The organism is Acidaminococcus nyctereutis (genome assembly GCF_052216985.1).
GTDB classification, from domain to species: domain Bacteria; phylum Bacillota; class Negativicutes; order Acidaminococcales; family Acidaminococcaceae; genus Acidaminococcus; species Acidaminococcus fermentans_A.
Genome location: NZ_JBQOUY010000002.1, coordinates 144,830 through 168,214, shown reverse-complemented (window position 1 = coordinate 168,214; position 23,385 = coordinate 144,830). Strand labels below are relative to the sequence as shown.

Genomic DNA, 23,385 nt, shown 5'->3' with positions numbered 1-23,385 from the left:
GACTGACCACAAAAATCAGGACAACCTCAGGACAAAAGGACAGAACCCAGTCAATGCTCCTTCAACCAGGGGTTGATGGCATATTTGGGCAGTGGTGGCCTGCCCGTGCCTGAGTATTTCTGCGGTTTTTGCATGATGTACCCGTAATCCTCAAGGAAGTCGAGAACCGGCTGGATGCTGTCCACGGTCTTAAACCTCCGGCACATGCGCATAGCTTCCCGCCTGTCAAAGGCGGTGAGACGCCGCTCCCTGATTTTCTGGAGGATCAGGTTCCCGTTCTCGTACATGTCATTTTCCGGCAGGACGGAATAGGCGGCCTGTGCATGGTTAAGATAATATTTTCCAAGACGTATCGCATCTGACATGGTTTTCCCGGTGACGGACAAGGCATCCTGCACCATAAGAAAGTCATGGCTTTGGTAAACGGAAGCCCTGCAAAGGAGTCCGGATATGCGCAGTACATTGCCGACAAGCTTTCCGGCCCAGTCAGCCATTTCTGCATAGTCGTTTGTGAGCTTCGGCTCCAGCCAGTTTGCGAATGCTTCAAGCTCCCTGTCCGCTTCCGGAGAGAGTGTGATGGTCTGCGGTTTTTCCGGATACTCATCTTCCAGGAGATTCACCACAAGTTGTTCATAGCCGCGGTAGGTTTCGTCCGTCACAGCTTTACTCCGATACTTCCTTTTTCCCACTGACGAGACTGGCATGCTGTACAGGAACCTCGCCGTAAGACCGCGTCCCCGGAATGTGGTGTTGCTCAATACGGATGAGACCACGTTCGGCTGTGCCATCAGGAGGATTGTCAGTGCCGGATCCATAATGCTTTCACTCTCACGCCCGATACGGTCCACTCGGATCGTATCTCCGGAGTACCCCTTCAGCATGACATCGATATTGACCGTCTTCGTATAGATACCGGAGAGAGTGTCGAAGATACCTCCTTCACTGGAAATGAGAGCTGCATGGCCATGATTTTTGGCAATGACGGCTACCAGTTTTTCCGTGGTGATGTCGTCCACATAAAGCTGCATGGGGCTTACTTCCTCAAAGTCAGCGGCCTCCTGTGCGATACGTTTCAGTTCTTCCGGTTTGGCATTTCCCTTGGCGACCTTGTCTTCGACTGCCTTCTGTCTGCGTTCCAGGACACGTTTCTGCATCTTCCCAGCCTCCACCGCAGCGGCATTCTGTTTGTTGTACTCGGTCTCGTAATCGTTGACCGGCTGCAGCATGAGATGCAGGACGGATGACTTTCTTTCGGACGGCGGGGCAATCACAATCACATAAGTGTTGAGCGGCTCCACCCAGCCAGGCTTTCCCTGGATCCGGTATTTCTTCTGCAGACAGGTCGAAAGTACGGAAAGTACGATGCTCCCCGCCATATCCACAGGTGTCTGTGTGCTTTCCGCTACGGCCCTCACATAATCAGCAATCGGCTGCGGCAGCGCATCGACCGGAAATGGAGCCATTGTGAAACGTGATAATGGCAGGGGCTCGCTCCATCCGGGATAGGGATTGTTGTATTCCTGCGGACTGACATACCCTTCACTGCTTTCAATCTTGTTCCGGAAGAACTTCAGGGCACTTTTCCAGATGGTTCCCAGTTCCTTCTCCGAAAGAGGAGGTTCGCACTGTGCAGCCCGTTCCAGATAGGCTTTATAGGCCTTGTCCGTATCTCCATACCGCTTCAGCACCCGGCCGGCAAAGTGGGACAGGGCATTGTTGCGGCTGCCTTCCGGGATGGAATTCCCCGTGTAGAAGGGCGGTTCCATGGGACTAGATTCCGCCGATTCCAGTCCGGCCAGGAATTCTATGATGGTGCGCTCCCCTTCCTGCCACAGAACGGATTCTGCCGGACTTCCATACAGGAACCGGGCAGAATCCAAGGCCGCTTCATCAAAGAAAGGAAACTGCTCCCGGATCCCCTGCTTCAGAGCCGTATAGGCCTTTTCATCCTGCACTTCGGTGATGGGGAAATACACATGGAACCGGGGCCGGGCTTTCCGGCCTTCCTTGGCTTTTCCGTTGTTCCGGGAGGGGACGATGGCCACGGCCACGTTTGGCAGCATGGAGAGGAGCTTTTCTCCCGTCACCCAGTCCTTTGGATCTTCCGTGTGGTCATTGTCGCAATCCATCACCGCCACATCGGACCAGAGGAAATTGTCCCGGCTTCGGTAGCTGTTCTTGTAGGCCGCGCAGACATGGTCGAAGGCTGCCGCCTCTTTCAGGTCTTGGGCATTCTGGATTTCCCGTTTCTGGGGATACCGGCAGTTGGCTTCCCTGCCGGTACAGGATGCGGTAAACAAAGTAAATTTCACCTAAATCACCTCATAGATGTACTTGATGGGTTTCCCCTTCTTCCGGGCCTGCCGGATCTCCAGTTCCATCCCCGGGGAGATGGTTTCTCCAAAGACCCAGAGTTCCGCGCACTTGGAGAGGAGCGCCAGCCCCATGAAAAGGGCCAGGTCCCGTTCCGTCCTTTCGTCCAGGAACTGGGGCAGGAGCAGATGGGGAGCTAAGGGGATGCACCCCTGGTCTGCGGCATACCGGCAGCAGCGCCTGGCCCGCAGGATGTTCCGTTCCACGTCCCCCGCGTAAGGTGAACATACGTACACGATGGGCCGGAACGGGAACCGGGGAGGCTCTGTATTCCGGATGGCCTGGTACGCCGTGGGATCCGGTTAGTGCTCTGCGTTATGCTTCAGGTCTGTCTCCACTTTGTACCTCCATCATTTCCCGGGAGCAGTCTTCGCACATGACAGATGTGCCAAACAGGTCACCCCGGCCATCTCCCAGCACGTCCTCCAGGTTCACAGAGACCTCCCTGCCGCAGACCGGGCAATGGCAGAACACATTCTCATCGTTGATTTCCACCTTCACTTCCAGCGAATCGTTGATGGTTTCCTTCACATAAAACATAGTTTACCCCTCCAGTTCTGTCTTGTAATAGGCCATGAGCAGCTGTTTGCGCTGCTGGAAGTCTGGGCAGGAATACAGTAACCCGTAATCCAGGTGCTGCAGTCGGTCCAGGGCATGGATCTGCTGTGCCGTAAGATATGGCCGGATGCTCTGCCCTTTTTCGATGCCGTTAGCCAGCCGGAACTGTTTGGCCGACATCCTGAGAACGATGCGGTTCAGCATGTCGCATTCATTGCTGAAATGGTAAGGTTTCGGGCATTCATGCAGGCGGCAGATCATGTCCGTCAGCATCGGGAATTCCTGCCGGGCAGACAGGAGTGACCGGACACATTGTTCCATCTCATTGAAACGCTGGATGTAGAGTTCCTTGAAGTGCATCGCCTTCGGGCCTGTATAGCCCATGACCAGCATCGTGAAGCCATCGCGGGTAAGCAGGTATCGTGGCAGTTTTCTGCCTTTGGCATCACGATATGTACTGGACTCAAAGTTGGATGCAATGAACGTTTCACTCAATCCAGATTTGGATTCAGTGATTTTTGCGATATCACGCAGAACATGGAAATGCTGTTTATCAAAAACATCAGCGACAAACAGGCTGTCGACCCTTGGCACACCTCCCTGATCAGCAAACACACCAAGCTCATCTTCTGGGATCAAATTTTTCATAGCGGATTCCACCTTTCGTTACAAAGTTTCGAGGATTTTTTCCTCTCACCAGTAACAGGACAGAATCCGCTGGTTTAAGTACTCGAAAAGAGATATTTTTTATCCGGATCTCCGGTTGTCATTCCAAGATGGCTTCTCTATAATATTGTTATAGAAAGATCCGTTTCGAGCCTGATGATTTCCTGTTGCAGAAAGAAAAAGCGGTCACAAGTGTAATTCCTGCTTGTGGCCGCTTTTCTTTATTTCTTAGTCCTTCTGGTAAAACTCACATTCATACCCATCCGCCCGCAGCACGAGCCCTTCTGCCCATGGAGGGGTCCGGCCCATCTGATCACAGATGGCGTCTACACTGACGTTTTTCTCACATTCGATGATCAATTCATCATGGACGTGGCCCACAATGGCACAGCACCGGAGGGTCTGCATGGCATAGCAGAGGATGTCCCTGGCCGTTCCCTGAACGATGTTTTCCACGAACTTTGGTCCGTAGCTTTCCAGCCGCTCCCATTTTTTTGATGCCCCGATGCCTTCGTAAGTTACGGATTCTCCGCCGAACTTGTTCTCCCCGATCCGGGGCTTTACGTAGGAAAGCCGCCGCCCGCTGGGAAGTTCGATGAACAGCATGCCGCTCTTGCAGAAGAAGCGGAGGTTGTTGACCTGGACGGGGATCCTCTTTTTGATGGCGGTCTTCACAGCCTTATCCACCTGCCACCAGAAATCCACGATATGAGGATTGGCGGCCCGCCAGGATTGGACCAGGGGCCCCAGTTCCTCTTCCGGGATCCCCATCTCCATGGCCCCCATGGCCTTCAACGCACCAACCGATCCGCCATAGCCACAGGCCAATTCCGCAATCTTCCCCTTTTGGCGAAGGTCCCCATTCACCCCGTGTTTCACCACGGGCATCCCAAACATCTGGCTGGCCGTTGAGCAGTAGATATCCTTTCCGGCTGCAAAGGCTGCGGATTTCCACTTCTCCCCGGCCATCCAGGAAATGACCCTTGCCTCAATGGCCGAGAAGTCCGAGACCACAAACTTCATCCCTGGCCTGGGTACAAAGGCTGTCCGAATCAGCTGGGACAACACATCCGGCACAGAATCATAGAGCAGCTCCAGTGCCTCGTAGTTCCCCTGGCGCACCACCTCCCGGGCTTCAGAAAGGTCCGGCAGATGGTTCTGGGGAAGATTTTGCAATTGTATGAGTCTGCCACTGTTTCCCGTAATCCAAACCTTTCCGTTCCTGCGAACAAGAAAATACCCGGTTGACGTAACGGCACAGTATACTTTCCCTGTAAAATCAGAAATCGTTGGTTTATTTCGAATCTCATGGGTACCTGAACTGTTCAGCCAAATATCCAGTACATAGGCATCCTTCCAATTTTCATGAAGCTTAGAATGTTTTTTGACTCTCATATTGCAGGTACGCCCGCTCATGTGGGCCAGTGCTTGTACGATGTCAGCATTTTGTTTATTACATGTCGTATACTGGATGCTGTTCGGTGCAGGATAATAGCCATCCCAATTAGGAAGTTCATCGAAGAAGATATCCGGATTTTCTTCAAAGAGCCAAAATCCGAATGTCTTTGACCTAAACTGACGAAGCCAAAGAGGTACAGCTCTTGCCGGGATTGAAATAACCGAAGTTCCGCTTTTATACACACCTGACTGGGTAAAAGGAATTTCTGCCTTTCGAAGCAGCATCTTGCACCGCTCTATTTTCCGCTTTTTTCGGAAGTGGAATCGGATAGAACCATCAGCCGTATAAAAGCCATCCGCCTGTGTCATGATGAGAACACGGAGCCATGCAGAATTTGCACATCCCCTGTAGTAACGATATCCGTTCAGAGGAATGGTTGGGCGACAGGATGCCATCTCTTCAACGGTCATATCCGTCCAGTGTTTGTCCATTCTGGGCTTCACCCTCATCTTATGATCTGGAGTGCTGCACTGATCGATACGGACATCGGTATACGTGTACATTTTTCCGTTATAATCAAAACTAACCTGTTTAGCTGCCTGAAAGGAAACAGCACAAGAATTGGCGTTCCAAACTGCAATTCTGCCGCCTTTCCAGGAATCCAAACGTTTCCATCCTGTATCCGTCAATACCTCATGGTCTCCAGTAAGACAAAACCGTCCGGTCCGGTTCGCCCCGTAGAACTGAAACATTCCTCTCGCTCGCCCGTCTTCGCAGACTGCATTCTCCATGGCCTGGTACTTTTTCACGGAAGACTTGGCCAGCTTCTGCCGGAGCTGCAGCACACTGCGGAGAGGCTCCTGGGCCGTTTTTAGCATCTCCTTCACCTGCTTCTTCCCCAGGGAGTCCGTCTTCAGACCATGGGCTTCCAGCCATCCCAGCATCTGGAGGACGGAATTGGGATTCTCCAGTCCGGTCTTTTCCTTTAAGGCGGCCATCAGGCTCTCCCGACTCCGGGCATCCATGGCCACCGCCTGTCTGGCCAGCTCCAGATCAATGGCGATCCCCCGGTCGTTGATTTCCTGGTCCTGGTGGTATTCCTCCCACACCTGATCCGGCACAGGATATTTCTGCAGCCTCTCCTGGATGGCCATTTCCACTTCCACATCCCGCTTGTTGTAGCTCTTGAAGAGATTCCACTTGTCCGGGGCATGCTGGGGCAAGTTCCGGGTCCGGCCCCCGTTGGTTTTGGTCTCCTTGCAGGGCACGCAGAAGTAACGGATCAGGTCCCGGCCTTCCTTCATCTTCTGGTTGTCCAGGTTCAGCACCGCCCCCACTCCCTCCAGGGATAGGGGCAGCCCCATATAAGCGGACCAGACCATGGAGCACTTCCAGCCGGCCGGATTCAGGAACCGGGCACACTCTTGAGACAACGGGTGCCGGTCATGGAAGGGATCTAGGCTCCTCCCCAGATCCGTCAGATACCGGGACAGACACACCCGTTCGAAATTGGCATTGAAGGCCCACTTGGTGATGGAGTCATCGGTGAGGGCCTCCAGGATTTCTTCCGGAATGGTTTCCCCCTGGGCCAGATCGATGACCTGCACTGGGCCCCCATCCACCGCATAGCCAAAAAGGAGGATGGCAAAATCCGGGGATTCCGTATATTTATACACCCCGCATTTGGCCAGGTTTACATCGCTGTATGTTTCCAGATCCAATGATAGAGTTCTCATAAGTTTCTCCTTATAAAAAGGTGGCGGTTTAGATCCCGCCACCTTGTGGGTTAAGAAAGGAAATCGTCATCGTCCGCCGTGGCGAAGTCATCTTCTGCCCGGGGCTTGCCGCCCAGAGGTTCCCCGTCCCGGATCTTCTGCAAGTTGTTCAGGCTGCAGGCGATGCCTTTGTTCCCATTGCTGTTGAAAGCATAGAAGCTGATGGACGCCCGGCCATAGACCCCGCTGTACACTTCGGACCGCTCCAGGATGTGCTGGCACTTGGCATCCACGATCCCCGGCTGGGTGGCGGAATTGGCGTTGATGAAGAAGCTGTCTTTGTAGGCTTCATCTCCCGGCCGTTCCAGATCCCCGTCCCGCAGCGGGTTCTTGATGGCTTCCAGGGCCGGTACCACCCGGCTGTTGCCCTTCAGCTTCCCTTCCCCTTCCTGGTAAGCCGCCTTAATGGCTGCCCGGACCTTTTCCACCGTCTTGGTGTCGGATTTGGGGATGATCAGGCTGACACTGTATTTGGGCGTTCCCCCATTGATGGATTTGGGTTCCCACACATTGGCATAACTCCAACGGGTATTCACTCCAGTAATTACTTTGCACGGATTCACATAATTCTTAGACATTCTTGTTTCCTCCTTCATTTTCCTTAGAAAAATCATCTGCCGCCGTATGCATGGCCGGCCGTTTATCTGTTTCCGGTACCAGGACCGGTTTGCCCTGTGGCTTCTCAATCAAGTCAGTGAGAAGTTCATCAAACCGTTTCTTTCCCAATAGTTTGGTCAAGGCCGTAATCCCCAGGAGTTTCTTCTCATAAGGAGAATATCCTGCCTCTTCCACTTTGGCGGCAACCGCTTCTTCATCAACGTACCTCCGGTTGGACCGGCCTTCCACCACTTTCCACCCGTCCCAAGTCTTGCCGGAAAGAGCCTGCTGTAGGGCATAATCTTTCACGTCCCCGACCCAGTTCACCAATTCATCGGCTTTGGCCAGGATGGCTTCCATTTCTGGATCTTCCAGGGTGGAAGGCATGGCAAAGTCGTACTTGGCCAGCTCCAGATTGTACTCGGCCCGTTTCCGGCAGGTAGCCCGGATCTTGCAGAACCGGCAGTGGTCACCAGCCTTGTATTCCCCTTCTCCCTTGGCCGCCATGTCCGCAGTAGGCTTCAGCACCGTTTCCGCCCATTGAAGCAATTCTTCCTTGGACATGGTGTAGGTACTGACGTTTTCCCGCCTGGGCTGGAAGATGGTCATGGAGACCTTTTGGATATCGTAGATCCCGTCAAAAAGATCCAGAGCTCCCAGGGCATAGCACATCATCTGAGGATTTTTCTCTGCTTCCACCAGCACTCCCAACCCGTGCTTATAGTCAATGACGGTGAGAGTATCGTCCGCCACAATCAAGCAGTCCCCAGTACCAAACCCTTCCGGCACCCACCGTGAAAAATCCAGCCGCTGTTCCACCAGAACCAGAGGATCCTTACAGACGGTTTTGGCCGCAGCCAGGCTCTCCAGCACAAACTGGGCATAGGCATCGGTGCATTCGGCCATTTCTTCATCGAAGGAGGTGAGAGATTTTGTGGGGTCTTTTCCTTTCTGCCCCAGAGCCTTCTTCACCTTGTATTCGCAGAGGGCATGGGCTTCCGTCCCCTGCTTGGCAAAGTCGCTCTGCACATCCGGCAGCTTGGCACATTCCAGTGCCGAAGGCGGACAGGCCAGCCACCGGTAACTGGACGAAGCGGAAAGAACCGCGTGGTTACCCGGCATGGCCCATCACCTCCAGGCCTTGGAGAAAGGCCCCGTAGTTCTCCGGATCCATGGTGGAGAGCTTGTCGGCCCCATACTTCTGGATCAGTTCCCGGACTTCATTGGTAAAGCCCTGCCGGGATTTATCCGCCGCCACCTTCCGGACTTCTTCCAGGGTGAGGGTTGGGGCTTCCGGCGTTTTTGGGGGAACCGCCTGTGCCGGCACCTCCAGGGATGCCGCAATTTTCACAAGAGCAGCCCCACATTTCTTCAGTTCAGTGGCCAGGCTGGCCAGTTCTTCCTTTGTCATACCAGTTGACTCCTTTCGTTTTTCTTCTGCAGTTTCAGGATGGTTTTGGCGGTCCGTTCCGCGGTTTCGCTGATTTTCAGCAGCACCCCGGCCAGTTCCCGGTCCAGGATCCGGTTCCGCTCCCGAAGGCGACCTTCCTTTTTCATGGGTTTTCCTCCTCTCTCAAGGGCTCTTCTTTCACCCTTCACTCATAACAGGACAAAATACCCGAAGGTAAGTACCCTTTTTTGAAAAAAGTTTTACCGATACTCTTCCAGCCGTTCCCGCAGGGCTGCCAGCAGCCGGTGCTTCCGTTTGTTGACCCCTTTCTGAGAAAGGCCCACTTTCCGGCCGATGGCCGCTTCGCTGATGCCATAGGACGCCATCTTCAGAATGGTCCGGTCCAGTTCTTCCAGCTGGGCCAATTCCCGCCGCAGGGCTTCCAACAGCTCCTCTTTCTCCACGATCTCTTCCAGACTGTCCTGTTCGGCTTCCCCCAGGAATCCATATCCCGTTTCCTGCAGCTGCTCGTAGGATACAGGCGTATCCCAGCCCTGGAGGGTCCTGGTTTCCTCCTGCTTCCTGCGTTTTTCGGCCAGCCGCTGCTGCCGTTTGTCTTCCTTCCACTCCGGCCGCATGTAGGCTTCATACTGCTCCCTGGTAGCCGGGATAAGGATGGTCCGGACCTTCCGGTTTCCAATCTTGGACCACTGCCGCGGTGCGTCTTCATATTCCTTCGTGATGATGGTTCCCTCCTTTACTTCCAGGGGAATAAAATACTGCTCTTTGACTCTGGTTTTCTCTTGGTTGCCCATGTGCGGTCTCCTTCGCAAAATGCGAAGCGAAGACGCATATAGGCTGCCTGTCTGTATTGACCATGAGATGCCTCCTCGCTTCCATGGTCAACCATCCCAGTAGGCTGACGAAAAATAAGGTCCGGCTCGCCGCTCTGGGCACTCCCGCGTCCGGGAATGAACCTTGAGCCGGATAACAAAAAAAGAGCCATCCACATGACCTTCTGGTCAATGTAGATAGCTCCGTCTGACAGCTCCGTACAAAATACGGACTGTTATGGTAACTTCTTTATCCTTCTGAACTTGCCCGTTTCGCTGCCTCCACCTGCAGCAAAATATCTTCCCAGGGAACCTGGACCAGCTGCTTCCTGCTGGTCTTCAGTTCGATGATCACCCGGCCTCCCTCCACGATGGCATCAAACAATCTCTCTCCATCTTCCGACCCATCGTCCAAGTTCCGAATGTGCCGTCTCACTTTCCCCATGTTGTCATACCCCCTCGGATTGTCGATGCTGAACATTTGTTCGTTTATGTGTTTATTATAGCACATGTCTGAAATTTTAGAAGGGGAAATTTTTAGTCTGTTTCTCAATATGAAAGATTTTCTTGCGATTCGAGATGGCGTAAATCCGCGTGAATTCTAGGGTTTTGCGTATTTTAGAGATTTTAAAATTTCTCGAAAATGGCAAGAAAATTTTCTCTGATGAGTCGATACTTTGCAGTTGATTCAATTTTACTACGTTTGTTTTACGAACACAGTTTTGTCGTATGGGCGTAAAAGACAGGACTCCCCCAAGCTTTCTGGGAAAATCCTGTCGAGTTTCCAACTTCTTCCGGGGATTTACCCCTTGTACTATTACTATGGAATGTGTGATTGCCTAAAATCTACTCCATATTTTTATCTTTCCAATCCTTATATTCTTTTGGCATACAACGAGCACAGGGACGATACCCTGCTGCAATAGCAGTTTGCTGATCTGCAAAAAACACTCTGTTCCTTACATAGTCCCCTTGCTGAATATACCTTAACGCCGAAGGGCAATCCAAGCGGCCATATATTTTGAGTTTCTTGTGCCCACCATAGACTCCAGGCACACTCGAAAGGAATTGATGATTTGCAGAATCCGTTAAAAAATATTTTTTCTTATCCAAATCCCTATCCTTTGCCCATAAGAGCAGTTCAATCTGCTCTTTGACAAGGGAGTTCTTTTTGAACGCAGGATCTACCAATGCTACATCAATGGATCCATCGGATTTTCCGAATAATGCCCAGTAGGGATTTCTCACCTGGGGACAAATAGTGTATGTCTTTATATAGTGCAAGGCTTCCAACTTATGAAAAATCGCTGCCATCTGCGGTTCTACAGGATTAAACCGAAATTGTTCATAGGCATCAAATTCATAGGTTACAGCGTCATCAGTTGTATTTTCCAATCCACCCTTGCAATAGGGTGAACCCAGCATTTTCCACAAGGCAGGACAAAAATCATGGCCGTTATTTACCCAATTCCACATAAGAACATACGCCCCCACGTGATGAGGATAGGACATACTGCTTTTTCCAATTGGCAGCTGCAGCACTTGACCTTCTAAGCAGATTTCATAATCAATCGACGCTCTTCTATCGAGCAGAAAATCATTGACAATGACCAAATCCGTTTCAAAATCATATTCTTTTTTCGAAAACACATAATCTGCGGTTTTTCGAGACCATCTCTCTTGTACTTCCTGTCGAGAAAGTCGAAGGTCATGCTGCACAAAGAAATCAATCAGTCCAGGAATCGATTCGAGCCGGTCCACATACCTATTATATTCAGCTATATCCTTTAAGAGATTCAGCTTGATTTCATCTTTTTTCTTGCTGAAGAACACTTCCCATCGAGTAGACGCAGAAGAAATCACAATATCAGGATACGCAATACGTCGAATTCGATAATCTGTAACAGTATCTTGCTTCTTTTGTATCGCATAAAGCAGATTTTCAGATTTTGCAATTGGAAATGAAAACGAATACATCTAGCGTGACCTCTTTCAGAAAATACTATTATAAATCAGTCTAATTTTACATCTATGCAAAGCTGCTTTGTGACATCATAAAGAATAGTATTATCTTCAATATTAGACATATGCTTCTAATATTGGTTCTAATTTTTTAATCGTCTTTGCTTCTATCTGCCTAACCCTTTCTCTGGTTACACCCAAATGTTTTCCGATTTCTTCAAGGGTTTTAACACCACCATCGGAAAATCCATATCTTTCACGTATTACTTCTTTATCCCGTGATTTTAAATTATCCAGTTCTTTTTCAATCTCTTGCCTAAAAATACAGGACTCTACTTGCTCAAAAGGATCTTCTGCATAAAAAATCCGTTCATTAAATCCAGCATCGCATAAATCGTATTTCTCCAAAGCTTCCATATTTTCTAAATAAGTACTATATACATCGTCAAGCGAATCTATCGGAAGACACTCTTCTATAACTTCTTCTGCTTGTTCTTTCGAACAACCTATTTTGTTTTGAATAAGTGTAAGAACTTTTTCCGACTTTCTAATATCTTTATGTAATAAATCTAAAGATTTCAATACAGGATAAATTGCAAAATAGGTCTCTTTTTTATGGACAGGATAATACACAGTAGGCCTTTGTGTTGATTGATTTCTAGTAATATTTTGCAATATCCATAAAGAAGCATAGGTACCAAAAGGCCCACTAGAATCGGGGTCATATTTATCGACTGCATTAATCAAACCAATGCAAGCATCCTGAAGTGTATCTTCCATACCACAGTTATACTGTTCAACTCTTTGTAGAGCGATACGAACAGCAAAACGCAAATGCATCTCAATTACTCGTTGCCTTGCATAAAGATTCTTCTCTTGCACCTGGTATTTAAGCTGTTCCATCTCCCGTGTCTGCGGAGGCTTTATATTGCGAATCTCTGAAATGAATGGTTCCAGAGAGGGATCTATTTCTATCACACGATTAAACATTGCATCATAATCAATCTGGGCATAGTCATCTATGTCTTCGTCACCTTCAATACGCGCTGTTGCAGGAGCGGTATCATAGACTAAAATTCCTCTAGTTGTAATAGAATTTGAAAGCCAATCAACATCTTGAATGGGAAGCGACCATTTGTCAGCGCTATCCATTATGTCATCAAAGAGTACATATCCTTTTTTTTCCGACAATTCTATGAGTTGCTGATAAGCACACTCTCTGTTGTCTCTTCCCATCACCAATCACCTACTTATTTTGCCATGCATAACTTCAATATACCATCCGGATCTATCTCGCTGTTAAATCTGTCATTAAATTCTTCAATGAACTCATACAGACGATTAATATAAGAATCTGGATCCCCCGCGCCTTCAATCAACTTTTCATAAAGCACATCTACTCCACCTCTGACATAACTGTCAAATCGCTCTTCATCTGCGGGATCTTCTCCCATATGTCTGAAGGCCTTATCTATACGTTTTTCAACATTCGGCTCATACTCTTTATCCAATAGCATTATCAGCCGGAAATTAAATTGGAGTTCTTCACTGGAATAAATGACCCGATCGCCCATAACATTTTGGTTATAGACCTGCCCAGTTTCCGGATTTTTAGTGTCATCTAACTCAGCTGTTCTTTTATAAAGGAATCCAATCAGCGGTGCATTTGTGTATACATCAACATTCCGTTCAATGAGTTTTGCCTTGCTGTTTTCATCAAATACACTCGTCAACTGGTCAACACGGAGAGCGTGCCTGCCTTTAAATCTATATTGTTTATCAAACATTGCGCTCCTCCTTATACCAATAGGGTTTCAAATTCGTTCTTTTTATCAAACATGTGTCTGCTGCCAATCCGGTTTCCCATATATTCTTCGGCAAGTTCTCCATCCGTATCTTTGATAAAAATAATAACCTGTTCTGCAGTCTCTGGCAGAGCTTCACAAACAGTTTTAATTCTTCTCTTATCAAAAGCTGAAAGTGGAGCATCCATAACAAGTGGATATGGTTCTGATGAAAGCAGCTTAGCATCTTCATCCGTCGCATTTCTGTTTTCTCTTGCCATTTTTATGATAGCAGTAATAAATGCGAAAATAACGGAGATGCTTTGCGCTGTTGATGTTTCCACATCGCCATCATAATCGTTTGCCTGAACCGTAATATGGTACTTTGAATCAATTGATAGAGAAAGGCCACCTGCGTATATCTGTTTAAAAATATCGTTGATTGTATTCTGCAGCCTATCTCTAATCTTTGCCTCGCTTGTCTGATAAACACTTTCAAGCTCATCATAGATACGCTTAGCATATATAAGATAACGCTGAATTTTTTTATTAGACTCATCTAGAAGAGTCAGATGCTGACGCTCGGAGTCAGCTCGTTCCATATCCTTTTTAATGCCACCGCGTTCCACATTTAATTTGTCCCGTTCTCTATTGCTTTTGTTAATAGTGTCTGTGCAAATTTGAATTTCCTTATTAATTGCACGAACTTTTTCCCTAACATCACCTCCACTTAGCTTAGCTTCAATAACATGTAACTCATCGGTCATCTCGTCGATGTCATCTGTCTCTTTACTTATTATTGCAAGATTCTCCTGAACTTGAACAGGAAGATTCCCAATCTTACTTCCCCGTGATTTTGCTTCTTTCTTAAAGTCAGATATCATATTGCCGATTGACTGTGGAGGAAGATAATCCATCAATTCTTTTACTTTATTATAAGGAACCGATCCTACATCCAAATGCGTACCGCAAATGCAGACTCCCTGCTTCAACAGATACTCTATTGTCTTCTGATGCATGTAAGGAATATCTCTACCAATAAAATCATGCTCGGACAAAACTTCCAGAGCCCTCTTCACCAGAGAAATAGAAATGAATGAACTCATTGAAGAATTAAAGTCCTTACAAATGGCTTTATATACATTAGAACGCACATTTATTGTGCTTTGAATATTTCTCTGTAGTTTTTCTTTTTCTACCTGAAGCTTTTCTCCCTCGGCATATTGTTTGATTTCAGCGTTTTTCTCAGATCTTCTCGTCTGTGCAGCAGCAATCTGAGAATCAAGTTCTTCCATGCGAATATCAATCTGCTCAAGACGAGCCTTGCTTTGCTCTATGGTTGTAGTATATTCCTCAATCTTGCTATTGCTTCTAGTATTAAAAGACTTTTCATAACTTCCGATGACACTCAGACTGCTCCGAGGATTAAAATGTTTAATCGCACTAATTATCGCATTCAAGCCAAGCAATCCCTTTACTGCTTCAGCAAAGTCAGTAGCCTTCTTGCCCGTCGAGATGTCCTTGCTCATTTTCTCAATACGTTCGCCATCAAAAAAGAAATATCTTGATAGCTCTTTGGGAAGAATGCTTTTAACCTCGAGTTCGCACTGAGTCTTCTTTACAAATGATGTGTTCCCACTCGCATCTTTTTTCTCAATATCAAAGATGGTGTTATCTCCTTTAACATTATTGTTATAATCTTTGTGATAACTTTGCTCACGAATAAGTCTGTAGTTAACAGCACCGTGTTGAAGTTCAAGGACGACTCTGACCTTTTCTTCTTTACCAGGTGTCATTTCAGAAGCAACAATTTTGTTAAGGATAACCTTATCTGAAAACTCTGTTTCTCCATACATGCACCAGAAGAAGGCTTGTGCAAAAGTCGTTTTCCCGGTTCCATTTTCCCCAATAATAATAGTAACATTCTTGCCGTTTTCTCCCTGCGCAAAATCAATGGATTCATTGCGGAACTGGCGGAAGTTTTCTAATTTTATTGATTTAAGCAGCATTTTACTTCCTCCTCGATTTTCTTCTGAATCCATTTGATCATCTGTGAATCGTTCATTGTTCTCATTTTCAGATTCATATTTTCCTTGATGATGATGGCTCGTTTCAATCGTTCTATTGCCTTCTCATCTACATATACTTCCCCGGAATCACTCATAATTACCGACCTCCAGTTCTAATTCTGCGCTATCCAAATGGTACGCTTCTTCAATCTTCCAAATCAGATTGTTTGCCACCATAGAATTCATTGCCAATCTTCCGAATTCCTTAATCCTGGCAAGTTCATTTTTTACCAAAGTCTTATCTCTATTTGCTTGTTCTAGTGTTAAGCCTGAAACCGCATCCAATGGTCTTGGAAGTGTTACAAAATCATATATTTCCGCGAATGGTTTGTTTGGTGCTTTTCTCAATACCCTGCCGCGGCGCTGAATATATTCCTTGGGATTTGTCGTACTAGCCAAAATAAAGGCAGTACGTATCCCCGGAATATTAACCCCTTCATCAAGACATTTAATTGCTACAATCGCTTGTAGAGTGCCATTTTGGAAATGCTCCTTGATTAGTGTCCGTTGCTCGATATTTTCTTCTGACGTAAATTTAGCGACACACATTCCAAGTTCATTCCCTAGAATTTTTGTAACCGCCTCTATCTGTCTAATATCAGATTCATCATATGAAGAAAGGTCGGATTCATCGACAATCCTAGTAGCACCGCAATATACCAAAATATTTTTTTCATTTTTATACGGCTGAATAGCATCTCTTAAAGCATCTAACTTCTGAATAGCACCCGCAACAATTCTTGATCGTTTTAATGCTAAAATCTCACCATACTTACTAAGTTTGTACTTTCCATTTCGGCTTTTAATAAAGCACTTTGAAATCTCATAAGAAAGTTGTTCGTAAGCTTCTAGTTCTTCAACTGTCAAATATACCAAGATTGGATGATACTTATAAGGTGTCAGTTTACCTTCTTCAATTGCTCGTTCTAATGTATATTGAATACATTTCTTCCCAAAAAACTTATATAATAAAGCCGTTCCTTCTTCATCGTTATGTCGATCAAGCGTAGCCGAAAGTGCTAAACGATAAGTAAAACGATTATCCAACAATCGTGCATATGATTTAGCTCCAAAATTGTGAGCTTCATCAATTACCAGTAAAATTGGTGATTTTATCTTAGCTATCGTCTCCTGTAAAAAATGATCTGTAAATGTTGCATTCGTGCAAATCAGGCAGAAAAAACGTTTATCTTTTCTTATTTTTTGATCTAGAACGGCTTTAGTAAGACGCTTGCGCCAATCTTTATACGCTGGATTTCCATAAGCGATAATTGGTTTCATATTAAAGCGACAAATATCTTCAACCCATTGTTCGACGAGGTGTTGAAAAGGCGCTACAATAATTACCGCAAGTTCATCATTCAAGTCTTCAGATAACTTTGAAATTGCTCCAAGTCCCGTATATGTTTTACCAGTTCCTGTCGCCATATCAAAAATACCTCTATAATTCTCCCCAACCCAACAGGAAATTGCTTCTTTCTGATAAGCATGAAGAGTAATATCTGCAGGAATCCTTGGGCCAACTGGTTTTGTATCAAAATGACACTTTTTCTCGGCAATCTCTTTTGGCTTGCGATTTATTTTTGAAGCAAATTGTTCATTATCAATATCGAAGTTCGGCTCTTTATGCCTATACTTTTCAATTAGCACCTCCGAAATTTTAGGGAATTCCAAGACATCCAAACTCGGTTCAATATTATTCCACATCGCATAGAATGCATTTCCCTTCAAATCAACTCGTTTAGCTTCTTCCCCTTTCCAATCACAGAATACATCTATCGTTTCATAATTAATTGACATAGCATTCATTGATTCATTCATAGATCCAGAAAAAGCAACTCGATTCCCATCGTAATCTTCAATAATCCCCATTTTCTCATGGTACATACCGAGTTGTTTTTGGTTATCCGTATAAGCAATCCGAATATCCATGATACCATCTGCAATTAAGTTTGCAAGTAAATTAAGGCGTTCCATTGAGTAATGATCCGTATGCTCATCTGATAATTGTCTGATTAATGCACTCTCAATGATTTTATTTCTTTCTTCATAACCTGTCTTTATAGCTTTAATATCCTCATCGGATAAATAAGGAGAGGCTATAACTTCAATTTTACCGCCATTCCTAGCCATATCTCCAATTCCCTTAGAAATTTCAATTAAAGAAGATGAAGAAAAAAAGCCAACAGCCCGCCGATATGATTTAGCTTCGTGCAACAATGGTAAGTAAAAGTCTTGGATAACATTATCTATAAGAGATCGATATTCGCTTTTAATATCTATTTTTTTAAAGCTCATAGCGTTCCTCTTCCTTTACAATTCTTGTTCAATGTAATCCAAAGCTTGTTTGAGCTCCTCAAAATCAGCATCAGAAGTGAAATAATTCACACTAAATCTTATTGTACCTGCAGGATAAGTTCCTTCAAACTTATGTGCTAAAGGCGCACATTGCAATCCGGTACGAACAGCAATATTACAGCGATCAAAGACTGGACCTGCACTATCACTACTTATTCCATCAATAATTGCAGAAACAATCCCGACGTATATACATCCTGGTTTATTCCCTACAATTTTTAAGAAAGAGTACTTTTTAAGCAAGCTTAGCAATTTCTGCCTATGCTGTTGCTCTTTATTCCATAATGCAACCATACCTTTTTGCATAATCCATTTCAATGCAGCATTTAATCCAGCTATCCCAGAAATATTGAGAGTTCCCATTTCATATTTTTGAGGTAGACTTTCCGGCATATCTTGATTTGCTGAATCAAAACCGGTACCGCCGAATAAGACAGATGGGAGCTTTACTGCTGGATTCATTACAAATCCTGAAATTCCAGTTGGGCCATAAAGTGTTTTATGACCGGCAAACACAGCAAAATCAATAGTAGAAAGTCCAACATTGAAATCAACCAAGCCTGCAGTTTGAGCCATATCCACTAGAGTCAATGCATCATAGTTTTTAGCAATAGCAAAGATTTGCTCAACTGGAGCCACTAACCCAAAAACATTGCTCGCATGACTTACTATCACCAAATCAGGTTTAACAGCATCAAATTGATAGCGGATTCGTTCCAAGTCATACTGCATATTATCTGAAACAACAAGTTGCTGAACTTTAACTCGCCCTTCTTTTTCATAATGATGAAGAGTCCGAGTCACTGCATTATGCTCAAATGGACTAATATAAATATTCGTCGAGCCTTTTTGTATAATCCCTTGAATGATGATATTCAACGCTATAGTCGCAGTGGGCTCAAATACTACCTGTTTTGACGGACAATGAAGAAGTTCTTGTATTAATTTTCTTGTTTCACCGATTAGTGCACCAGCGCTTTTTGCCAATTTGTAATTTCCTCTGCCTGCATTAGCACCAGAAGTTCTATAAAATTGATCCATCTGTTGATAAACGCACTCAGGTTTTGGGTAAGTAGTAGCTGCATTATCAAAATACGCCATGCACTCTCCTCCTCAACACATCTCTTTCAGGATATCCATAAGTATTTGTCTTTTTTCCTGTTCAGAAATTGATTTTCCCATTGAATCAATTTCCGCCATGATTGAATTGTAAAGTAGTCGTCCTTTTTTGCTAGATTCAATCCTCTCAAATCTTTTAACTTCAGAAGCACCATCATCAGAAGTAAAACGAATCTCATAAGCACTCGTAGAACTTCCGTTATTTATTTCAATGCTGCTATGGAATTCTCTAGCAGTATTTTGGAATACTTTCAAGTTTTCTTCGAATCTCTGGATGGTAAAGTCATCCCAATCTTCAATTCGAAGATCTGTAGTCAATTTTGCAAGCTTAGAAATGAAAGTCATCTCGTCGTTTGTAATATTTTTAAAAAGCCCAAGACATCTATCAGTTCCATTTTCAAACAATTGCTCGAAGACCTGTTTATCCAGGGTTTCACACCAATCCTTGATTACGGAGGTAAGAGAAATCCTATCCAAATTCTCCTTATTCGTCGAAATTGAAAACATCTTCTTTGTCTCGGCTATGAGCAATTTTTTCAAGTTGAAAATTGCAGAATCATAATATTCTTTGGCTTGCTTAATATTTTCTACAAGTTCAACATCAAACCCTTTATATCCAAATACTTCGGGTAGTTTTTCGAAGAGTAATTCTTGCCCACTAAAATTTTGCTTTAGCAAGCGCATCATTTTTTGATACCGGATATCGACTTTTTTCTCTCCCAGTACTTTTGTCTCTTTCGTGTATCTCGGCAAAGACAAGTACCACCGTTTCATAGCGGATGCAGCATATTCATATGCGCTTAAATTTCGTTCTGCTTCTACCACATACTGATTGTACATCTCTGCGATCTTCGTAACGAATTCCTGCTTTTCGGCATTCCATTCAAGATATTCAAGCATATAGTCACTCGGTGTAGAGTTTATCGCTTGAAGAGTATCTGCTGTCAACGGCACTTGCCCATAATTATTAAGAATGATAATGTCTTCAAGAAATTCATGAAAAACAGCAGCAATATAAATAGGAATTACTCCATTACGTAATCCGATATGGTATTTAGGAGATTCCAGCTTTTCATAAAGTCGTTCAAAAGATACCTTTCCAGTCTTCTTTGCTTCCATTATGAATGCAATTATCTGATCAAGCACATTTTTCATTTGATAATCGGCTGGCTTTAAATTAATACGTGTACTAGTTGCATCATTGATCAATACATTTTTTCTCAACAACGTACTTCTCATAATTGAAACTTCCTGGCCAGTTCCCGAAAGGCCTAGATTGGGTTCCAATTTATTTCGTAACAAACCACTGATTATTTTACTTCTACTAGTATTAGCAATAGAAGTAATGATACTCTTATTAATTGCTTCATTATTAATTGTTGGTGTTTCAGAAAACACTTTATCACAAATTTCAGAAGCCAGGCCTGTTAAAGCAGCTTTTCTTAAAATCGTTCGCTCCGCGCCCTTATAAATATACACAGATTTGAAGTTTTCTGGATGTGTATACTCATTAATAAACTCTTTAATTACATCTCGGAGATCTTCATATATAACTTCATATTCTTCAAAAAGTACCGTGTCTTCTTTAGCATTCTTTCTAAGAATTTGAATAGCTTCGTACTCTTTAAGAATCTTAGTAATAGCCGTAGCTTTTTGGGGAATAATGAAGATACACCTATCTGTTTCTTTACTTGATAACAGAATTTTCTCTTTGATTGACGGGATTGATTCGTTTGTATCTGGAACAATGGCATAAACCACACCATCAGCGTTTACAGTTTCCGATTTCTTTTCCCAGTTGATTTCACCGAATAATTCTTTTTCCTCAATAAATTCAAACTCAAAATAACGAATCATTTCCTTCTCATCGTTATATCTTGAAGGGTAAAGGTATTTATCAAGATTTGAAGCATTTAATGCTTCTTTTAAAGAAAAACTTGATTCCTGGGAAGCAATAGTATCAGCTATCTTTTGTTCTATATCAACACCTGAAGATTGCTTAAGTTTAAGATAGCCATTACTTTGTTTTAAGTAAATGACGTACTCAGCTTTTATTAGTCGATCTATTGCAGCATTTATTTCTTCAGGATGATATTGAACACTAAAAATGCCAACGATTTCTTCTTTGATTGGTTTTAATTTATCAAATTGCCCTAGCATATAAATCAGAGCAATTGTTTTTACAATCTTACTTTCGAGTTCCTGACCTTTGATTTGTTCAAGAATCCTTAATGTAAGAATGTAATTTTTATGCATTTCACCAGATATCGGTTCTTTTTGAAAGACAGGATCAAAATAATCAAATATCATATCTGGCGTAAGCAATTCAAATTCATCTTGCTTATTTTTGTTAAGAAATGCTGTTAGCGTAGACGGTCCGTCCGCAGATAAAAATGTGAAAAGCGTTCTTTCATTTTGTGCAATTCTTTCAGATAGGCGTGGCAAAATAAAGGTAGACACGGGATGTAGTGGATAACACCCAAAAATCGTCGTATCTATCTCATTTTCAACCGAGTCATTAAAGATTGCATGATTTTTATACCGTTGCTTCAATTCATCGAATTTGTTTGCGTTTTCCGGCTCACTGCAAAAAACGTCCCATTTCCGATGATTCTTAATAATTACTGTAGAAATAATGTCATATGTTTGTGCAAAATTATTGTTTAAATGGATATGTTGGAATCGATCAGAAACTCCACGCCAGCCATCTACCTTTTGCTTTGGAAGCTGATCAATATAATTGACAATTTCCTTATGCGAAATCAGGAGCAAGTGCATCTGTGTATCACCACTTCGATTACACTTCTCGGCAAAATCCTGTAACATTTTTGTATCGCTGACGGAAGCTGCTGCTATATTTGCTTCTAAGAATTTACTAAATTCATCATATACGACATACAGGCCAAGGTATCCTTGCTGCTTCAGGCTCTTCGCCACACTTTCATATAACTCGACCACATCAAAGCCTACAAATGGATTGAACAAGCTTCCCGCAGTCAAGGTAGGATAGATTCGTTCAAACTCTTCATAAACTTCGATATTATAATCTTCAAGTCCTAATAAAAATTTATCAATCGGAAGAGAGATACTTTTCTTGAGCTTCTCATAAACATCTGGATACTCTGCTCGCCATTTTTGAATTGCTCGAATCGCAGCCTTATAATTAGTCTCTGGCATAAGATCTAAATTATTCTCATTCAGAGTTCTCTGCAACGCAAGTAAAAACACTTGTGATAAACTTGTACTCGTACCATTTATGATAACTGGCAAAATTTTATTGTTAGGATTAGCATAATAATTGTTAACAAGTTGTTTCAGTTCAAGATCTTCATCAATTTTGGGATTAAGATGGACAAAAAGGTTCCGATCTCGTTGCATAAGAATTGATAAAATCGTCAAAACAATATGCGATTTGCCTTTCCCATAAGCACCGATTAGTACTCTTGCACGCTCTGTAGAATCTTGCCTTGTACTTTGTAATATTTCTTTTAAAAGCTGTACTGCCGATCTCGTGGGAATGAAATTTTTTAGTTTATCGTCGTTATTCAGGTCATATCCAATATTCACCGAATATTGGAATCCTGGTGCAACTGTAATCATTCTACTCATATATTTTGTTCCTCAATGCTATCATAATATTTTTTTACGCATTCAAGAAATGTATTCTCTTTATGATTAATCCGGATGATATCCAACCCTGCTGTACGAATTATTTTAATTTCACCGATTCTTTCTACTTCGTGCAAAACTTCCAGCATACCAATAGAATCCAAATTAAACACTTTTCCAATATTACATTTTGAAGTTAATAGCTCATTCAAGCCAATTTCTTTTCTTTCTTTTGCCTGGTCAGATATTACTGCCATCACAACCCAAGGATTTAAGCTTTTTACTGGCGGCATAGACTTTTTATAAATGTAATTATTGTGATCTTTGTTTAAAATATCAACCAATCCCAATTCTCCAAATGGGCAATTAATACTATTCTCAGGAGAATCTTTTATAGGGCTTGATTTATATTTGGGTACATAACTATTTATGATACAAGAGAAATCATCATTTAAAGAACGTAAGGCAACGCTTACATCTTTCATCTTAAGATAATTCTCTATTTGCTCGATGAAATCGTCTTTTCCAAATTCCTGCATAGAGAATACGTTAAAAAAATAGTACCAAGATGGGGCCACATCTTCATTTGTAGCCAATTTGTATTGTAACAAATAAAGAGTTCCATACTCTTCGGTATACGGATCATGCTTAAATACCTGTTCTCCAAGCTTTGTAAATTTTTGGAAACGTTTCCCCTTAGATGCTTCTTCAGTCAATCCCACAGCTTGAAGCCAATAGCGGAGTGACTTGACCATGTTCGAACCGAGACCAAGAACATCCATGGGGTTTTCGTTTTTATCAATAAAAACATCAGGTTTTTGCGACACATATCGCATACCTTTACTTAACCACCCCTTTCTTATAAAAAATGTTTCATGGGCACGGAATTTCAT

Annotated in this window: 19 protein-coding genes; all 19 read right to left on the bottom strand. The window is 43.9% G+C overall.

What is annotated here, in order from left to right; all coding sequences use genetic code 11:
• Positions 1–50: 50 nt before the first annotated feature.
• Positions 51–2,312, bottom strand: coding sequence for a DUF3987 domain-containing protein (locus ACTUHY_RS02315; protein ID WP_441094269.1), 2,262 nt, complete (start codon positions 2,310–2,312; stop codon positions 51–53).
• Complete coding sequence (locus ACTUHY_RS02310) at positions 2,313–2,609, bottom strand: DUF7768 domain-containing protein (RefSeq protein WP_325034759.1); 297 nt, start codon at positions 2,607–2,609, stop codon at positions 2,313–2,315. It abuts the gene before it with no gap.
• A 79-nt stretch (positions 2,610–2,688) separates the two neighbouring features.
• Complete coding sequence (locus ACTUHY_RS02305) at positions 2,689–2,913, bottom strand: hypothetical protein (RefSeq protein WP_106788034.1); 225 nt, start codon at positions 2,911–2,913, stop codon at positions 2,689–2,691.
• A gap of 3 nt (positions 2,914–2,916) precedes the next feature.
• Positions 2,917–3,579, bottom strand: a complete 663-nt coding sequence (locus ACTUHY_RS02300; protein WP_199846828.1) for a Rha family transcriptional regulator — start codon at positions 3,577–3,579, stop codon at positions 2,917–2,919.
• A gap of 246 nt (positions 3,580–3,825) precedes the next feature.
• Positions 3,826–6,732, bottom strand: coding sequence for a DNA polymerase (locus ACTUHY_RS02295; protein WP_442826455.1), 2,907 nt, complete (start codon positions 6,730–6,732; stop codon positions 3,826–3,828).
• Positions 6,733–6,782: 50 nt separating this feature from the next.
• Positions 6,783–7,349 carry a DUF2815 family protein gene (locus ACTUHY_RS02290; protein WP_442826454.1) on the bottom strand — a complete coding sequence of 189 codons (567 nt, stop codon included), beginning with the start codon at positions 7,347–7,349 and terminating at the stop codon, positions 6,783–6,785.
• Positions 7,342–8,490, bottom strand: coding sequence for a DUF2800 domain-containing protein (locus ACTUHY_RS02285; RefSeq protein ID WP_442826453.1), 1,149 nt, complete (start codon positions 8,488–8,490; stop codon positions 7,342–7,344). The genes ACTUHY_RS02290 and ACTUHY_RS02285 overlap by 8 nt, the downstream gene beginning before the upstream one ends.
• A complete protein-coding gene (locus tag ACTUHY_RS02280) occupies positions 8,480–8,779 on the bottom strand; it encodes an rRNA biogenesis protein rrp5 (RefSeq protein ID WP_442826452.1) in 300 nt (99 codons plus the stop codon). Before ACTUHY_RS02280 ends, ACTUHY_RS02285 begins: the two co-directional genes overlap by 11 nt.
• Positions 8,776–8,925 (bottom strand): hypothetical protein, encoded by a 150-nt coding sequence (locus ACTUHY_RS02275; RefSeq protein WP_302158003.1) that lies wholly within the window; start codon positions 8,923–8,925, stop codon positions 8,776–8,778. The genes ACTUHY_RS02280 and ACTUHY_RS02275 overlap by 4 nt, the downstream gene beginning before the upstream one ends.
• A 93-nt stretch (positions 8,926–9,018) precedes the next feature.
• Positions 9,019–9,573, bottom strand: a complete 555-nt coding sequence (locus tag ACTUHY_RS02270) for an RNA polymerase sigma factor (RefSeq protein WP_442826451.1) — start codon at positions 9,571–9,573, stop codon at positions 9,019–9,021.
• Positions 9,574–9,841: 268 nt separating this feature from the next.
• A complete protein-coding gene (locus ACTUHY_RS02265; RefSeq protein ID WP_442826450.1) occupies positions 9,842–10,036 on the bottom strand; it encodes a hypothetical protein in 195 nt (64 codons plus the stop codon).
• Positions 10,037–10,437: 401 nt separating this feature from the next.
• The gene (locus tag ACTUHY_RS02260; protein WP_256211659.1) at positions 10,438–11,568 is read right to left on the bottom strand and encodes an Ada metal-binding domain-containing protein; all 1,131 of its coding nucleotides are present in this window, start codon (positions 11,566–11,568) and stop codon (positions 10,438–10,440) included.
• A 102-nt stretch (positions 11,569–11,670) separates the two neighbouring features.
• Positions 11,671–12,789: a sigma-70 family RNA polymerase sigma factor gene (locus ACTUHY_RS02255; protein ID WP_074739725.1), complete on the bottom strand. Its 1,119-nt coding sequence runs from the start codon at positions 12,787–12,789 to the stop codon at positions 11,671–11,673.
• A gap of 14 nt (positions 12,790–12,803) precedes the next feature.
• A complete protein-coding gene (locus ACTUHY_RS02250; protein ID WP_074739726.1) occupies positions 12,804–13,340 on the bottom strand; it encodes a hypothetical protein in 537 nt (178 codons plus the stop codon).
• A gap of 11 nt (positions 13,341–13,351) precedes the next feature.
• The gene (locus ACTUHY_RS02245; protein ID WP_442826449.1) at positions 13,352–15,379 is read right to left on the bottom strand and encodes an AAA family ATPase; all 2,028 of its coding nucleotides are present in this window, start codon (positions 15,377–15,379) and stop codon (positions 13,352–13,354) included.
• Between the two features lie 114 nt (positions 15,380–15,493).
• The gene (locus ACTUHY_RS02240; RefSeq protein WP_074739728.1) at positions 15,494–17,704 is read right to left on the bottom strand and encodes a DEAD/DEAH box helicase family protein; all 2,211 of its coding nucleotides are present in this window, start codon (positions 17,702–17,704) and stop codon (positions 15,494–15,496) included.
• Positions 17,705–17,719: 15 nt separating this feature from the next.
• On the bottom strand, positions 17,720–18,865 hold the full coding sequence (locus ACTUHY_RS02235) for an aminotransferase class V-fold PLP-dependent enzyme (RefSeq protein WP_074739729.1): 1,146 nt from the start codon (positions 18,863–18,865) through the stop codon (positions 17,720–17,722).
• A 12-nt stretch (positions 18,866–18,877) separates the two neighbouring features.
• Complete coding sequence (locus tag ACTUHY_RS02230; protein WP_442826448.1) at positions 18,878–22,492, bottom strand: restriction endonuclease subunit S; 3,615 nt, start codon at positions 22,490–22,492, stop codon at positions 18,878–18,880.
• Positions 22,489–23,385 (bottom strand): DUF4007 family protein, encoded by an 897-nt coding sequence (locus tag ACTUHY_RS02225; protein ID WP_074739741.1) that lies wholly within the window; start codon positions 23,383–23,385, stop codon positions 22,489–22,491. The genes ACTUHY_RS02230 and ACTUHY_RS02225 overlap by 4 nt, the downstream gene beginning before the upstream one ends.